Origin of the sequence: Sphaerothrix gracilis Ecp01, from assembly GCF_030405905.1 — a bacterium.
GTDB lineage: Bacteria > Cyanobacteriota > Cyanobacteriia > Phormidesmidales > Phormidesmidaceae > Sphaerothrix > Sphaerothrix gracilis.
Genome location: NZ_JASATW010000015.1, coordinates 41,318 through 56,854 on the forward strand (window position 1 = coordinate 41,318; position 15,537 = coordinate 56,854).

The following is a 15,537-nucleotide window of genomic DNA, read 5'->3' on the forward strand; positions in this document are numbered from 1 at the left end:
CGATCGCGCTAGCTAGAAACACTACCGCTTTTGCCACTGGCTAGCGTTTCACCGTTGAGCATTCGCTGAGCCGCATCTAGCAGCACTTCTTCCAGATAGGGCTTAGTAAAGTAACCGCTAGCCCCTAAGTCCACAGCCATCTGCCGATGTCGGTCAGCACCGCGAGACGTCAGCATGGCAATCGGAATATCGCTGAGAGCAGGATCCTTCTGCATCCGCGATAGCAGCTCTAAACCATCCATGCGCGGCATCTCAATATCGCAGAACACCAAATCACAGGGCAATCCCGATCGCAGCTTTTCCCAGGCTTCCTGACCGTCACGAGCCTGCTCAACTCGGTAGCCCACCTTGTTGAAGCTCATAGACAACAGCTCACGTACCGTAATGGAGTCGTCTACGATCAGGACGGTCGGTTCTGACTTGGCCGGTTCTGCCGATTCCTCGACTGCGCCTTCATCAAGCTGACTCCACAGAGACGTATTTGGCTCGCGGCGAACACGTCCCATAGAGAGATCAATCAGCTCTAAAACGTCAGCAATGGGCATAACGCGGCCATCTCCTAGCACCGTGGCTCCGGCAATACCCATTGGCTTGGGTACAGGGCCTTCAAGCTGCTTGATCACAATCTCTTGCTCACCGATGACCTGATCTACCTGCAGCGCAATGTGACTGCTGGCGCTCCGGAGAATAACGATAGAGGTAATTTCGTCGTCTTGATTGCCGCCGTAGATACGGCCACGACCCAGCGTTCGGTTGAACTGAAGCAGTTCCGAAAGCGGTTGGAACGGCAGCAGCGTATCGCGCCAGAGAATGCAGGTTTGTCCCTGATCGTTCTCTTGCACCCGCTCCTTGGGCACATCCAGCATATCCTCAACCCCGTCCATCGGGAAGGCAATCCGGGCCTGATTGCTGATGCAGGTCAGTGCCTTGGAAATACTCAGCGTCAGCGGTAGCCGAATGGTGAAGCTGGTGCCTTTACCGATTTCAGAATCAATCGTAATGTTGCCGCGAATCTGGGCTAAATAGGTGCGCACCACGTCCATGCCCACGCCCCGTCCGGCAAAGTCATCTGCCTGGTCACGGGTACTAAAGCCGGGATGGAACAACAGCTCGTGTACATCATGAACTGAGATAGTGCGGGCTTCAGCGGCTGAAATTAGCCCCTTCTGAACTGCCTTCTCTTTAACCAAGTCAGCATCAATGCCCGCGCCATCATCTGCTACATAAATAACCGTCTGGTTCCCCTGATAAAAAGCCCGAACGGTAATTTGGCCCTCTCGCGGTTTGCCCTGAGCTTCTCTGACTTCTGGCGGCTCAATCCCGTGAGTGATGGCATTGTTGACCAGATGGGTCATGGGGTCGTAGAGCTGCTCTAGAATCATTTTGTCAATGAGCGTGTCGCGCCCTTCTACGACTAGGCGAGCTTCCTTACCGCACTTGACCGAAATGTCGCGCACCGCTCGCGGCAAGCGATCGGCGGTCTGCGCAAAAGGCACCATGCGGGCTTTGTTTAGACCTTCCTGAAGCTGAGTTGTTACCTGACGGAACTGGCGTGTCACCTGATCTGTTGACTCGATTGTGTAGCCAATGTCAGAAGCCGATTCTCGCACCCGCACAATCAGCTCAATCATCTCTTGCGAGAGGGTATGGAAGCCGGTGAAGCGATCCATCTCTAGGGCATCAAAGGTAGCACCCGTTGAGTGGCTGGAGGTTTCTTCTGGGCGACGGCTACCGGCTAGCTGATAGCTTTGACGGCTCGAAATCAGAGAGCTTTCCAGCAGCGATCGCTCATAGAGATCGCGCATTCGCTGCCCTACATCGTTGAGCTGCTGTACCTGAGCCATCAGATTATCTAAAAACTGACGCAGCCGCTCTTGATCCTGTTCTAAAGTATTGCGGTTGACAACCAGCTCTCCCACCAGATTGCTGAGATTGTCCAAGTGCTTGACCGAGACGCGCATCGTCTGCTCGCCTAGCATACCGCCGCCCCGTCTAGTCGGACGCCGCGATCGCTGAGGCGCAGACCTCATAGCAGCTGAGCCGCCCCCACCCAGCGTCTGATCGGCTTCTTCTAAAAGTCGCTCCAAGTCCTCAAATTCATTGCCGTTCTCTTCTGGCTCACCAACAGCTTCTGCAGCTTCTGCAGCCGCATACTCGCTGCTATCAGCTTCAGATTCATCGCCTAGAAGAGCTTCCAAATCAGCAAAGTCATCCTCCGGCGCTGCAGCTTCAGCAGACAGATCGGTTGTAGACTCTAGGTCAGCCGATGAGGACGGCTCATCTAGGAGAGCCTCTAGATCGCCAAAGTCAGCCTCTACCTCAGAACCGTCTAGCTCAGAAACGACGGCTTCCTCTGCTGAGACAGCCTCTCCCTCTAGCAGAGAGTCTAGATCAGAGAAATCCTCGCTATCGGATTCATCAGGCCCTGGCTGCGGCTCTAAAATTTCATCAGCCAGCGAGTCCGAGGTGATAAAGTCTGCATCAGCCGCTGCAGCTAAGGTTGTTGCTGCAGCTAAATCATCAGCCGCAACATCTGTTAAGGCGCTGTCTGTGTCAGGTTCCTCCCAGTCTGCCGTCTCTATTTCAGGTTCATCCGGCAGGAGATCGAGATCCTCTAATGTAGCTTCAGACGCCATCTGATTTTGCTCAAACTGAGGATCTAGCCCCGCTGAGTCATCCACCTCTAGATCAAAAGCAGCGTCTGTCTCCGATAGCTCAATTGGGTCTCCAAGCTGGTCAAAGTCATCTGCGCTGGCAGTATCGGTCTCGCCCACATCAGAGATTTGATCAAACGGCTCATCTATTTCCGAGGAAGTTAGGTCTGACTCCGCCTCGAACAAATTATCCAAATCGCTGTCGCTTTCGGCTTCCTGTTCTGGCGTTGCCCACAAGTCGTCATCTAGAGCCTCTGCCGTTGATAAATCCGTCTCGGCAGACTCATCAGCCGTTAGATCAAAAGGCTCATCGAGCAAACTATCTAGCTCAGTCGAATCAGATTCAGGTTCGTCGAGGTCGCCAAGATCGTCTAGGCCATCAAGCAAATCGTCCCCATCTGTCGAATCTGTAGCTGATGGTGTTGGGGTGTCTTCTGGACTCTCCAGCGAGTCGTCTAGTAGACTATCTAACTCGGTCTGTGAGGTTTCAGACTGCTGCCAGTCGTCCTCAAAGCTGGCTAATTCTGGCTCATCTCCGAAGAGATTATCGAGCGACTCCCCACTCTCCTCAGGGATGTCTGACAGAGCGATCGCATCTAAATCGCCATCGCTATCTGGAGCTGTTTCAGCCTCAGTGCCGAACAAATCATCCAAGCTATCTGTACTAGCTGACGGATCTAAATTTTCATCATCCAGCGAGAATTCGACAGCTTCTAATTCAGTCTCAGAACTCTCAGATGTTTCAAACAGGTCGGTTAGGTCTTCATCACCGGCAGCTTCAGCCTCATCAACGAACAGGCCAGAAAAGTCATCTAGGGGAGCGGAGTCTGAGGCTGCCAAATCCAGCTCATCTGTGCTCTCCGTTTCTTCAAACAGCCCCGATAGACTCTCATCGGTGTCGGCCACCTGAATTTCTGTACTGTCAGCATCTTCTACCTCGTCATCAAACATAGATGAGAAGTCTTCAGTTTCTGCGTCAAAATCAGACAAATCCTCCAGTTCAGAATCAGCAACTGCCTCATCTGAAACTTCAAACGCTTCAACGGTGAAGTCTAAATCATCTGGTCCCTCGGCTGATTCAGCCTCAGCCGAATCATCTGCTACACCCAAGTCAAAGATCAGCTCGTCTGTCGCTGATGTCACAGGCTCCTGGCTGGCAGCTTCTTCACTCTCACCAAAATCTAGAGTGAACTCCTCTGCGTCACTGCCATTGCCAATGTCGCTAAAGTCCAACTCATCGTCTGACTCGGATGGGGCCGCCAAATTGTCAAAACCTGAATCATCGCTGTCAAAGGTTGCACCCAGCTCATCTAAGTCTGCTGAGGACGATTCGCTCTCAGACAGCAAGTCATCAAAGTCAAGGTCTTCTGATGCTGCGGCTGCCGCCGTCGGCGCTGAAGCGTCCGCTAAATCCGCCTCTAGATCAAAATCTAGATCAGCAGCTTCATCGGCATCTTCGGCCAAAATATCCGACTCATCGGTCAGCGACCAGTCCTGCTCTAGCTCTAAGTCTTCTGCCTCTGACGAACTTTCTTCACTGACCGAGTTTTCGGCGAACAGAGAATCCAGGGCTTCATCATCTGATTCAGCCGCAACTTCTGGCATCTCAAATGCGAGGTCTAAGGATGTCTCTGGTTCATTTGGTCCTTCCCAGGGATCGCTAACTGGCTCTAAATCGAAGGAGGAAGCTTCAGAGTTGTCTGAGTCAAGGCCGGTCGATGCATCATCGTCTGCCCACAGATCGCTAGATAGATCGTCTGCCGCGATCGACGCATCAGCTTCAGAAACTACAGCGTTTTCTATAATTTCTGCGCTCTCTAATAAGTCAACTTCATCTGCCGGCTCAGCCGACTCATTCGCCCCAGTCTCATCACTAGACTCGATCGCAAAAGTCTGATCGAAATCGGCGTCAAAGTCAGCAGCCGTAGCAGCGGCGGCAGGCGCTGGCGTTAAGCCGACAGCATCATCCCCCTCGAACTCGTTAAAAAAGTCATCTAGCTCATCTAATCCTCCCGTTGGCGGCACAGACGAGCGAGTAGGGGGAGCTGCCCCTGGAGTTAAGTCGGGTGTAAGGGTAGATTCAGCCGGATCGCTGCCAGCGGCTTCGGCTTCGTCATCAAACATCCCAAGCAAATCGGAGACATCAGACTCGGCTGAATCAGAAATAGTTTCTCTCGGCTCAGCTTCATCGGAGGTTAGCTGCTCTGGCTCATCCCCAAACAGATCTCCCAGATCATCTGTCACAGCCAGATCTTCAGCCTGATTGTCAGCGGGAGTCTCCGCTAGCAAATCAGAAAAATCGTCATCGGCGATATTCACATCTAGCGCGTCTGCCTCGCCAGCAGAGATTTCATCTGCCACTTCTTCTTGCCAAGATGTGTCTAGCCTATTGGCATCTCCTTCAAACAGATCGGCTAAACTGTTCAGCTCTGCCATCCCCATTTCCGGGCCGTTGTGAAGGGCAGACCGAACGGGAGGAGCCTCTATTGGCTCTAACAAAATCTCAGGAGTGGGCAAATCGCTAGGGGTGTTGCTTGAGTCTGCCAATTCATGCTGGGGCGGCTCATCTGCCGCAGAAGATGCCAGAGACTCCTCAAAATTCAGCTCATCAGCCGGATCCGCCGCAGCGCCAAATAGATCGCCTAAATCATCTCCACTATCTGAAACGTCATCATCGCTCAGCAAGTCCTCTAAGGCCGCTGATTCATCTAGCGATAAGACATCGTCTGGCAGCATCTGCTGCAGTCCATCGGAGACGCCCACTTCAGCCGCACGACCAGATAAAACAAGGTCTTGCCCCTGTTTAAGATCTTTAATCACGACCGGAGCCAAATCCCGATAGGTATTGTCCTCATTGGCGATCGCGGCTTGAGCTGACTTGACCAAATCGCACCAGTTAACCAGGTCAAACTGTTCGCCAATCCGGCTGAGAGAGTTACAGACTTCCTGAAGCTGGTAGCGGGTAGCCGACGAGTCCTGCTGCTTAAACAGCTTGAGCATGTCCCGCAGGGAGCTAGGCACGTCGCTCTTGAAAACTAAATCTAGGGCGCTCTGTTCGGCATGGCTGGTAGCCGCAGCGGGCGGGCGGCGGGCGGCGGGCGCAGCAGCAGGGGACTCTGGGGCGATTGCGCTTTGCTGAACTAGACTGTTGAGATGCTCATCTAGCTGACCAAAAACCGGCTCCACGTTGGTCATAATTTCCTGAGCCTTGTCCTCAGTCAGGCCAAAAGGCCCCTGAAGCTGCTCCAGAAGCTCCTGCAGGGCATCGAAAACCTGAAGACACATGGTTTCCAAAGCGCGATCGACGCGAACTGGCGACTCCTTCAAAATTTTGAAATAGTCTTCTAGACGATGAGAGGCCCGCTGCATACTCTCAATGCCCAGCATCGCCGCTCCGCCTTTCACCGAATGCGCGGCTCGAAAAACCTCGTTTGCCATCTCCGGATCGGCAATGGTGGCCTGAAGATTCAGCAAGCCCTGCTCGATGGTATTGAGGTGGTCTTTAGCCTCCTCAATAAAGTAGCCCATGATTCGCTGTTGTTGTTCTGGCAACATCGCGGTTTCCCCCTACGTGCTTGCTATATTCTTCGGCCCCAGGCGGTTAAAACGATTGTATCTGGCCTACCAAGATTCTCCATGCTGCTAACGGACGTGAAGTAAAAGCCTAATGGCTCCAATCTAGCGAATCTAGACAAGGACAAGGTACTTTAGCGTTAAGCCCCTCGCGTATCCTCTGGCTCGACCTTGAATCGCTCTACAGAAGTGAGCAAGTCGCGGGCAACCCCGACTAGATTTTGCAGCGAGGCGGATACCCGCTGCGCTTCCTGCGAAGTCTCTTGGGCCGTCAGCTCAACTGACTGCATAACCTGAGCGACCGCGCGCGAAGTCTCCGTCTGCTCAACCGTATCGGCGGTGATTGAACGCACCAGCACGTCAATGCGGTTAGATACCTGAATAATATCTTCCAGCGATCGCTTCGCCTGCTCTGCCAGCCGCGTTCCTTCAATGACCTGCTGCGTTCCTTCCTCCATCGCCGTCATGACGCCGCTGGTTTCACTTTGAATCTGCAGGACGATTTGCTCAATCTCTTTAGAAGCTTTGGCAGCGCGATCGGCTAGCTGCCGAACTTCGTCGGCTACAATCGCAAAGCCGCGACCGGCCTCTCCGGCGCGAGCTGCCTCAATGCTGGCATTGAGGGCTAGGAGGTTCGTCCGCGACGCAATCTGCGAAATCAACGCCACAATCTTAGAAATTTCCTGGGAAGACTCGGCTAAGCGCTTTACCTTGCGAGTGGTTTCCGCCACCGTTTCGCGAATCTCTAAAATACCGGCTACAGTCCGCTCGACTGCTTCTCCCCCTCGCAGAGCCGTAGACGAAGCCGAACGGGCTACGTCCTCTGCCTCACGCGCGCTTTCGGCCACCCGCTGAATCGAGTCCGTCATGACCTGTACTGAGTTTAGGGTGACGGCTAGTTCCTCCGCTTGGCGCAGCGCATCTGAGGACAAGCTGCGGGCAAACACCTCATTTTCAACTGAGCCTTTACTCACCTGTCGGGCCGCCACGCTCACCTGCTGCACAATCTCCCGTAGGTTTTGAATCGTCAGGTTGAAGGAATCAGCCACCGCACCCAGCACGTCTGGAGTGACTTCTGCTTGAACCGTGAGATCACCTCTGGCTGCGCCTTCCACGTCATCTAATAGACGAATTACCTGGCGCTGCAGGTCTTCTTTAGCTTGCTCCTGTTCCTGCGCTTTGCGCTGAGCCTCGCTGGTGGTGGTTAAGATCCCCCGGGCCATCTGGTTGAAATTGTGGGCAAGCTGGCCTAAATCATCATCGGTATAGACAGCAGCTCTAGCTCCCAGATTGCCCTGAGAAACCAGCTCAAACTGCTGCTTCAAGTTAGCAACTGACTGCTTGACCCGCCGATTGGCCAGATAGCCCATACCCAGAGCCGCACCAAAGCTAGCCACTCCGGCTGCGCCAACCATCGAAAATCGATACAGGGGAGAGGCAACCGCCGTTGTTCCCTCTTGATTGGCGCGGCTATCAAAGCCAAAGTTGACAAAAGCCACCGCTAAAGCTGAAACAATGCCAGCAGCACCCGCTACTAGCAGACGCTTTGTATCAAACGAAGCATTTTCTACCGGCGCTAGCCATCCCTGTTCGACAGTTGGCTTGATTTCTTCTTCAGAGTCTTCCGCAGCAAAGACAGGCAGCGCCTCTGCATCGCTGGAAAGGCCCGAAATACCGAAGACTTCATCGTCATCGCTGATGGCAGCAGATTCTCCACTGTCAACTAAGTCAAACCCAGAGCCGTTGCTGCTGAGTCTCTCGTCGCGTCCTAGCCCAGACGAGCCCACTGAGGGACTGGTAAATCCCGCTGAGCTATCCGAAAGCTCGAAGTCAGGCAGGCTGCCTAGATCATCGAATTCATCAAACTCGTCTAGAAAATCGACATTGCTCTGATCGCTGTCTAGCTCTTCAGAAAAGCTGGTAGAGGCCCCGTTTTCGGAAAAATCCTCGCTAAAGTCCTCGTAGTCGCTGTCTATATTAGGAGGAGCAGTGTCTGGCGAGGCGACGAAGGTCATATCTTCCGACCCATAGGCTGCCGGTGGCGAATAGTCTGCCTCGACTTCTACCTCTGAAAAATCGCCTGATTCAGATTCAGGCCCCGGCATGAATAACGTTTGCTCATCTTCATGGCCTTGATGCTGCGGTTCGTCGTAGGCACTGCTGTGAGGCGCGGCGCTAAAAGTTGTTTCCTCACCCCGCAGCTCCTCTGTGAAGTCTTCGCTAGCAAACCCCTCTGAATAGCGACCGTCATCTTCAAAGGCCGGAAAAGGCGAATCAGAGTCATCGAATAAGTCTGCGTCAAAATCTGGCTCATCAGCGGCTGGACTATCCACAAAGACATCTGGCTGGCTGGCCGCGAACGGATCTCCGGCCTCCGTCTCTCTGGCTTCTTCGTCTGGACTAGCGGCGAACGGATTGTCAAAGTCATTGAAGTCACTTTCCGGACTGGTATCTAGCTCATCAAACTGAGCCTCCGTACCGACTGCGAACGGATTGACTTCATCCGGTTCTGCTTCTAGAGAATTAGCAAATGGATCGCCTGACTCTTCAAAGCTCTCTAAATCTAGGTCAGCAAAGTCCAAATCTGAATTGAGCAGTTCTTCATTATCGTCTGTGCCCGTAGCCGATTTTGCACCGCTGTCGCTTTCAACGACATCGGCTAGATCATCGTCGTTGAGAAACGAATCTTCGACGGGGTCGGCTGGGTCGCTGGAGAATTGGCTGGCATAGGCCAAACCATTGTTGGCGTAGTCTACGAACTCTGGATCGGAGGTCAACTGCAAAACTGACTTGTACTGATCGCAGGCCATTTCATACTGCTGGAGGCCATAACAATAGATATGCCCTCGCAGTAGGAGCACGTTAGGATCGCTGGGATACTCCTCTGCTAGCTGATCAATAGCAGTTGCTGCTTCTTCGTAGCTGCCCTGCATATAGGCTCTCTCAGCTTTCTGATATGCTTGAGAGTAGTCTGTGCCTGAAGCCATTTGCCTTCTCCTGCCAGTGCAAATACCCTAATCGTCATCAGTTTAAGCTGCCCACCGGGCTGAGCGCAGAATTGCCACCTGATCTAGCAGCCGGAGCGTGCGGTCATGGTTGGGATCGGCTACCCACTCCCCTCGCAAAAAGGGAGCCATTGCGTCCGGATAGTTTCTAGACACTTGGATCTCTTCGATATCTAGCCACTCTGTGCCAACAATCCGGTTAACGGCTAAGCCTAGCATAGTTCCTTGATCTTCGACAGCAATCACGGGAATTTCTGAGCGATCTGTGTTGAGAGGGGCACCATAGCCTAGAAATTGACCTAGATCGGCAACCCAAATGACCCGTCCCTGCTCGTTCAGGGTGCCAAGTAACAAGGGAGAAACATTAGGAACAGGGGTGATTCGATCGGGAGGTTGCTCGATAATGCGCCGGATTCCGGTTGCGGGTAGGGCAAACTCTTCTCCCGACGAAATATAGAAGCGCAGATGCAGTTCACCTTCCGGAGTTTCAAGCTCTTGAAGCTCCGGTGCCTGATCCTGGCCGCGACCCGTTTGGAAATCTGGATTTCCTACCATAGTTCAGCGAATTATACCTATTATTTAGCTTGGCACTATCCCCGGAGCAACTGCTTGACCGTTCCTACCAGTTCGGTTGGCTGAAAAGGTTTGGCAATATAAGCATCTGCGCCCTGCTTCATCCCCCAGTATCGATCAAACTCTTCTCCTTTAGACGAACACATCACAACGGGTACGTTCTGAGTCATGGGATCTGCCTTAATCCGACGACAAACCTCATACCCGTTCATTTTAGGCATAACAATGTCAAGCACAATTAAATCTGGCGGATGACTTTGGATCCACTCTAAAGCTTCAACTCCATCACTAGCAGCCGTTACTTTCAGGCCGCTTTTTCTCAGCAGATCCGTAATCATCTCCCGCTGAGCAGCGCTGTCTTCTACCACTAGAACTGTGCTCATCTTTCCACAACCCGTTGATAACCCTTATAGGGAGAAAATGCCACCACTCTTTAGCCGTTCGCAGGGATGTTCAACAACCAAGGCTCGCTAGGCGTGCCCTGTGACTAATAAGGTACCCCTAAATCTACGGATTGCTAAATTTTTCCCTAAAATTCTCTAGACGGGTACTGGCTACCGAGCGATCGCTTATCTGGGCTCACCCAAGCTAGTCGGGCAGGCTTAGGAAGGGGAAGGGGAAACTGAAGAGGGGGAATCCAGACTGTCAATTTCTAGCTCATCTTGAATAGCCTCGGCCAGTAATTTTTCGGGCAAAGGCCGCAGAGGATTACCGGAACCCACGTACTTCTCTACCAGCGTGAGTAGCTCGTGGGCCCCGAAAGGCTTAGTCAAGTAATCAGTGGCTCCCGACATCCCAGCTCGGACGCGATCAATGAATCCGTTTTTGCCTGTCAGCATCACAATGGGCGTTTGCCTAAAGGCAGCAGACTGACGCAGCATAGCGCACAGCTCGTATCCTTCTAGCTCTGGCATAGCGATATCGCAGAGAATCAAATCGGGATTGAGCTGAAACAGCAGGCTGAGAGCCTTAAGCGGATTGCCGATGGAAGTTACCTCGTAGCCGCTGCTATCTAAAATTTGCTCAATAGTCTGGCGCACTGCCATTCCATCGTCTATACAGACAATGCGGGGGACGGCACTTTCTTGCCAAACTTCTACTTCTAATGCCGAATGGGCGGCTGGAGCGGCTGAGGCCGCAGCGTCAGCGGTCATCTGGATCAGCCCCTTTTGAATATAGGGGTAGATAGCTCTGGTCACGGTTAATAGATCGCGACCTAGGTAGCGAGAAATTTGCCGTAGAGAGGTTTGGCCGTCCATCCACTTGGTCAATCGACCAAAAGCAGCCGATGGCATCATGCTCTGCAACTGCTGAGGTTCTAGGATGACTGGACACTGCTGCGGCGACTGAATGTAGGAATGAAACTGTTTCCACTCCTGAATTTGCTTCATGGTCTTGACCACCAGCGGCTCGATTTCCAGGGTCATGAGCTGGGGGCTGAGGGCTGAACTTAGCTTGAAGACAAAGCCACCCTGATGCAGGCTGAGCAGATCGAACAGGGTTTCATGCACCATGCTCTGCAAAATAGCGCGTCCCTGATCAGGTGAAAGGACGTGCCGCTCCAGCAGAGTCCAAAGGTAGCCGTACTCTGGGGAGTTGAAAGAGGCGATCGCAGAAACAACGGTGGTATCTAAAGAATCATCAAGCCGATAGGCGTGCAGGTAGTCCCTCAACCGATTCAGGTTGCCGCTGGTGTCGCCAGCATAGACAATTTGACCGTTAAGGAAAAACATCAGCCAAGCTTGAGCCAGAGGAGCAGGCCGCTCAGACCCCTTTGCAGAGTAAGCTGATGAACGATAGGCTTCGACATAAAGCTCCCCTGTCCGCTGCCCCAGTTCAATGAGCTGCAGAATACTTCGGATATCAATTTCGCTGAGCTGACCCTGCATATTTTATTGACGTGCAGATGTATAGCAATATTATCTAATACGCAAGATAAAGCTAGACAGGCATTACGGTCAGATTAGCCTACAAGAGTGAAAAATATCGGTCTTAGCTCACTCAAAACTGACTCAGACTAATATCAATTTGACCCATAGCAGCCCCCATCCCAGGAGGAGTTAGCTTTACGACAAGAAAAGGTTGCCCTTAGCAAAATGCAGACCAGAAAAAGTTTAAAATCTCTGCTAATACAGATTTGGGCGATCGCTAGCCATTTTAGAGAATATGGGGATAGGATAGATGACCAAAGCCGCACTGCTCTTTGGCACAGTTCAAGCCCCTATCTCTATATAGTTAGGGATAAGCTAGGAGCAGTTCAAGCACTAAGCCCTCAATAGCCTGAGTGTTTAGCCACTACGACCGACCTCAGCAACTCAAAACCGCTGAAACGGGTTACAACGTGAATTATGGCCTTGAAGCGATGTGCTTTTTGAGCAAATCTGTGTCAAGCCTTCATACAGCTACTAGACCTATTTAGAATCTTTAAGGGAAGTTAGGTAAATATCTGTCACTGTTATGGATAAGCATAGGCAGGGTAGATATTCCATCCGGGTACAGAGACAGAAAAAAGAGGACGATCAGCGTGCTGTATCTAGCTGAAGTACAGAGAAAGAGCGGATTTATGGGCAGCGGTAAAGCAGAGTTTAAGCTGCTTGCCTGTCAGCGAGGCGAGCAAAGCTGGAGCGCAGTGCCCGGAGAAGAAATAGTAGCGGCTCCAGATGATGCTGGCTACGGCGCGGGCGCGCTAGTCATGGTCGATCTGAGCAACAACCGTCAGGTACAGCGGCACTCTGAGGCAGGCCGGCAGCTCGTGACCATCCTGCAGAACTTCTCTAACTTAAGCAAAAAATTTAAGACTCAGGAAGAAGAGATTGAGCAGTGGAAGCAGTCGCTCACGTTTCAAAGTCAAGAGCTAAATCGCCGCGAGATGGAGATAGAAGCTCGGCAAGAACAGGTGGAGCAAGCTGAGGCAGACGTTGAGCAAATTGAGTCTCAGCGGCAAGAAGTGGAAGCCTCTCGCGGTGAAGTCGATCGCATCCGCGAAGAGCTAGAGCGCAAAACCCAGGAGCTTGATGGGGCTTGGGCACACCTCAATGGTGAGATGCGACGCTTGGAAGAGCGTCAGGCTGAAATGCAGCCAGGAGGGCTTGGAGAAGCTGAAATGCAGCAGCTTCAGGATGCCCTGAACCGGCTTACCGGCGCGATCGCGCCGACCGAATCCCTACGGGAACAGCTCAATGCGGCCTTTGAGCGGGTTGAGCAGCAGCAGGGACAGCTCAGCGAATCCTGGCAGACACTAGAGCAGCAGCAGGAAACGGCCCAGCAGCAGCAGAGCGAGGTTGAACAAGCAGCTCAGACTATTCACGAACGCTGGCAGCGCTGGCATGAGGCCAATGGTGCTTTAGCCACCAGTCGGGCAGAGCTGAAAAAGTTTCAGGAAAGCCTAGATCTCAAGCAGCAGCAGGCAAAAGCCTTGTCTGATCAGCTTCAAGATCAAAGCAGTCTCTATCAGCAAATTTATCAGCTGCTCAATACCTCCGATAAAGTTCGCTTGGGCAATAAAGTCGATATGGCGGCCCTAGAAGCGATGCCGCTGGAAGCGTTAGAAACGCTGGTAAGCGAGCTAGATAGAGATCTAGAAAAGGTTTCCCGCTTCGTCAGCGATCAGGAAGAAGAGCTAGATTTACAGCAGCAGGCCGTCAATGAGCTGAAATCTAGGATGGAGCAGGTCAGCGAATTTGATCGGCTACAGCTAGAGACTGAGCTAGACGAAGAGCAAGATCGCTATCGCATGTTAAATGAAACCCTCATTGGGCAGCGGCGAAACCTGCTGGAGCGACAGGAAGTTCTCAGTCAGCACCAGGCATTGCTCAAACGCCGTCAGGGTATCAGCACCGAAGAGACACCCACGGTGCCAGTTGATCTAGAGCCTGTTTTGAACCAAATTGAGACGCTACGGCAGAAAACCACAGAGGATCTACAAGCGCTCGAAGAGGAGACAAAGCAGCTACAGGCAAAAATTGCTGAACTCAAACAGCAGATTGAGCAGCAAACCCAGGATCAATCCTCTCAGCGCGAGGAAATTCAGCAGTTAGAGACTCAGCTACAGGAAAAACGCGGTGAGGTTTCTAGACTATTGGGTCGGCTAGAACTGCGTGAAGAACTCCTACAGCCAGTTCAGGATCAGCTCAATGCTGTCAAACAGGGGCTTGAAACGCTCTCAACTCAAGTTGGGCAATTTCAAGAAGCCAATGACTACCAGCTACAGGCGATCGCTGAAATGCGGCAAACTATTCATAGCGTCGCAGGCGAACAATCGCCTGAAATGGCGGCTTCATAGCTAAGAAATCGGAATGACTAAAACTATCTGGATCAACGAGCAAATCGATCCCTGCGGTATCGTTTACTCCTGCATTGCCTGCTACGACGAAGCGCAAGCACGCGAATGTCATACGACCTTTGAGCAAGATTTAACCGAAGATCAGCGGCTAGAGGGCTGGACGGCCTGCCTGCGCACCGTAGAGTCTTGGGATGATGTTCCTGTGACAGCTTTAAAGATCAGCTACTAGAGGCAATTGTGGATACCCTGCCTTGGGCCAACGCTTACGATAGCGCTACCGCTACGCCTAGCTCATCTTGCAGCCAGTTCACTACCTGCTGACGTTCCCCTGGAGTAAGAAAGAATTTGCCCGTCGAGCGCAGACGCTCATCCATCGCCTCTCGATCCGCCAGGGTGAACAGTTCTGCTGTGGTGCCAATTTTGCAGAGGATGTCGTCTCGTCCCTGCTGATCCAGATTGGCATACTGATAGTGAACTAGCTGACGGCTCAGCAAATCAATATTGTAGTTTTCTGCCGCCAGTCTTTGTTTTCGCTCGGCGGAAATGCCGTCGCCAGTCGCTAGGCTGACATAATCGGTATCCAGCATATCTAGATGGACAATTTTAGGCTGTTGGCTCACAAGCAAAGATTCCTGATGTAGATCCAGTCGTCGAAGGGGTTGCCTAGTCGCGTCTTCTTGTACAGGATAGACAGCCACATTGTCAGTTAGGCTAGAACCCTCAGCCTTTTTTAACAAACAGCCCTCGCATCTAGGGGAACACCTAGCTGGGATGTCCCTCTAGATGATTAAGTTAGCTTACTCAGCACTTTCAGGCTCAGGGGGGGCCGGCACCTCACCTTCTGTACCCCCTTCAGCAGGCTCTATAGGCGTCGCAGCGCCGCAGTAAGTATTGACTTCGTTGATGATTTCAGATTCGGTTTGAGAAAGCTGCTCGATCTGGTTAACGGCTTCAACGGTCTGTTGTTGAGAAGCCTCAATGCTAGCGGGAAGCTCTGCTTCAGACTCCACAGCGACCACAAGCTCCATAGCGCCACTAGCTTGCTCTAGAGCATCGCTGAAACCCTGCACTACAGTGGCATACTCGTCTCGGAACTGAACCAGCGTTTCGTCATTGAGATCGGTTTGTTCTAAGTCAGTGACTAATCCGTCTAAGTTAGTCACCACTTTGTCGACAGCGGTTGTATACTGCCCGGCAGCCGATTTAATATCTTCCAGGTTTTGTACGGAGGCCGCATTGCTGCTGAAACTTTGAATTTCCGTCTCAAACTCTTGCATAAAGCCCTGGGTTTGGTTGACAACCTCAGCGAGCCGATTGCATTGCGTTACTTTGGAACCACCACAACCAGCCAACGTAAAGGCGATCGCGATGCCCGCTGGAACCATTCGAGCGCGGGGGCGAATCTGCAGCATGAACACTCTCCTTAGGTGATGTTTTATCGCTCAGGCCG

General features: G+C 52.3%; 9 protein-coding genes. 2 read left to right on the forward strand and 7 right to left on the reverse strand.

Annotated elements, in window-relative coordinates:
- Positions 1-8 precede the first annotated feature (8 nt).
- From QJQ48_RS17140 to QJQ48_RS17160, 5 genes are all read right to left on the reverse strand, one after another.
- Positions 9-6,209 carry a response regulator gene (locus QJQ48_RS17140; RefSeq protein WP_346292464.1) on the reverse strand — a complete coding sequence of 2,067 codons (6,201 nt, stop codon included), beginning with the start codon at positions 6,207-6,209 and terminating at the stop codon, positions 9-11.
- 158 nt (positions 6,210-6,367) lie between these two features.
- Positions 6,368-9,214 carry a methyl-accepting chemotaxis protein gene (locus QJQ48_RS17145; protein ID WP_346292465.1) on the reverse strand — a complete coding sequence of 949 codons (2,847 nt, stop codon included), beginning with the start codon at positions 9,212-9,214 and terminating at the stop codon, positions 6,368-6,370.
- 42 nt (positions 9,215-9,256) lie between these two features.
- Positions 9,257-9,787, reverse strand: a complete 531-nt coding sequence (locus QJQ48_RS17150) for a CheW domain-containing protein (protein ID WP_346292466.1) — start codon at positions 9,785-9,787, stop codon at positions 9,257-9,259.
- A 35-nt stretch (positions 9,788-9,822) separates the two neighbouring features.
- Positions 9,823-10,188, reverse strand: coding sequence for a response regulator transcription factor (locus QJQ48_RS17155; RefSeq protein ID WP_346292467.1), 366 nt, complete (start codon positions 10,186-10,188; stop codon positions 9,823-9,825).
- Between the two features lie 219 nt (positions 10,189-10,407).
- Positions 10,408-11,694, reverse strand: coding sequence for a response regulator (locus QJQ48_RS17160; RefSeq protein ID WP_346292468.1), 1,287 nt, complete (start codon positions 11,692-11,694; stop codon positions 10,408-10,410).
- A 635-nt stretch (positions 11,695-12,329) separates the two neighbouring features.
- Between QJQ48_RS17160 and hmpF the strand changes: the two genes are divergently transcribed.
- Together hmpF and QJQ48_RS17170 are read left to right on the forward strand one after the other, a co-directional pair.
- Positions 12,330-14,087 carry a pilus motility taxis protein HmpF gene (gene hmpF / locus QJQ48_RS17165; RefSeq protein ID WP_346292469.1) on the forward strand — a complete coding sequence of 586 codons (1,758 nt, stop codon included), beginning with the start codon at positions 12,330-12,332 and terminating at the stop codon, positions 14,085-14,087.
- Between the two features lie 13 nt (positions 14,088-14,100).
- Entirely contained in the window at positions 14,101-14,316 is a 216-nt protein-coding gene (locus QJQ48_RS17170; protein WP_346292470.1) for a glycogen debranching protein, read from the forward strand.
- Between the two features lie 34 nt (positions 14,317-14,350).
- Here QJQ48_RS17170 and QJQ48_RS17175 read toward each other — a convergent pair whose 3' ends face one another.
- Positions 14,351-14,707 carry a hypothetical protein gene (locus QJQ48_RS17175; RefSeq protein WP_346292471.1) on the reverse strand — a complete coding sequence of 119 codons (357 nt, stop codon included), beginning with the start codon at positions 14,705-14,707 and terminating at the stop codon, positions 14,351-14,353.
- Between the two features lie 177 nt (positions 14,708-14,884).
- Positions 14,885-15,499: a hypothetical protein gene (locus QJQ48_RS17180; RefSeq protein ID WP_346292472.1), complete on the reverse strand. Its 615-nt coding sequence runs from the start codon at positions 15,497-15,499 to the stop codon at positions 14,885-14,887.
- Positions 15,500-15,537: the final 38 nt, after the last annotated feature.

Excerpts from the sequence above, each read along its gene's own strand:
- QJQ48_RS17170 (WP_346292470.1), top strand. The coding sequence starts at position 14,101 with ATGACTAAAACTATCTGGATCAACGAGCAAATCGATCCCTGCGGTATC.
- QJQ48_RS17155 (WP_346292467.1), bottom strand. The coding sequence starts at position 10,188 with ATGAGCACAGTTCTAGTGGTAGAAGACAGCGCTGCTCAGCGGGAGATG.
- QJQ48_RS17145 (WP_346292465.1), bottom strand. The coding sequence starts at position 9,214 with ATGGCTTCAGGCACAGACTACTCTCAAGCATATCAGAAAGCTGAGAGA.
- QJQ48_RS17150 (WP_346292466.1), bottom strand. The coding sequence starts at position 9,787 with ATGGTAGGAAATCCAGATTTCCAAACGGGTCGCGGCCAGGATCAGGCA.
- QJQ48_RS17180 (WP_346292472.1), bottom strand. The coding sequence starts at position 15,499 with ATGCTGCAGATTCGCCCCCGCGCTCGAATGGTTCCAGCGGGCATCGCG.
- QJQ48_RS17140 (WP_346292464.1), bottom strand. The coding sequence starts at position 6,209 with ATGTTGCCAGAACAACAACAGCGAATCATGGGCTACTTTATTGAGGAG.
- QJQ48_RS17160 (WP_346292468.1), bottom strand. The coding sequence starts at position 11,694 with ATGCAGGGTCAGCTCAGCGAAATTGATATCCGAAGTATTCTGCAGCTC.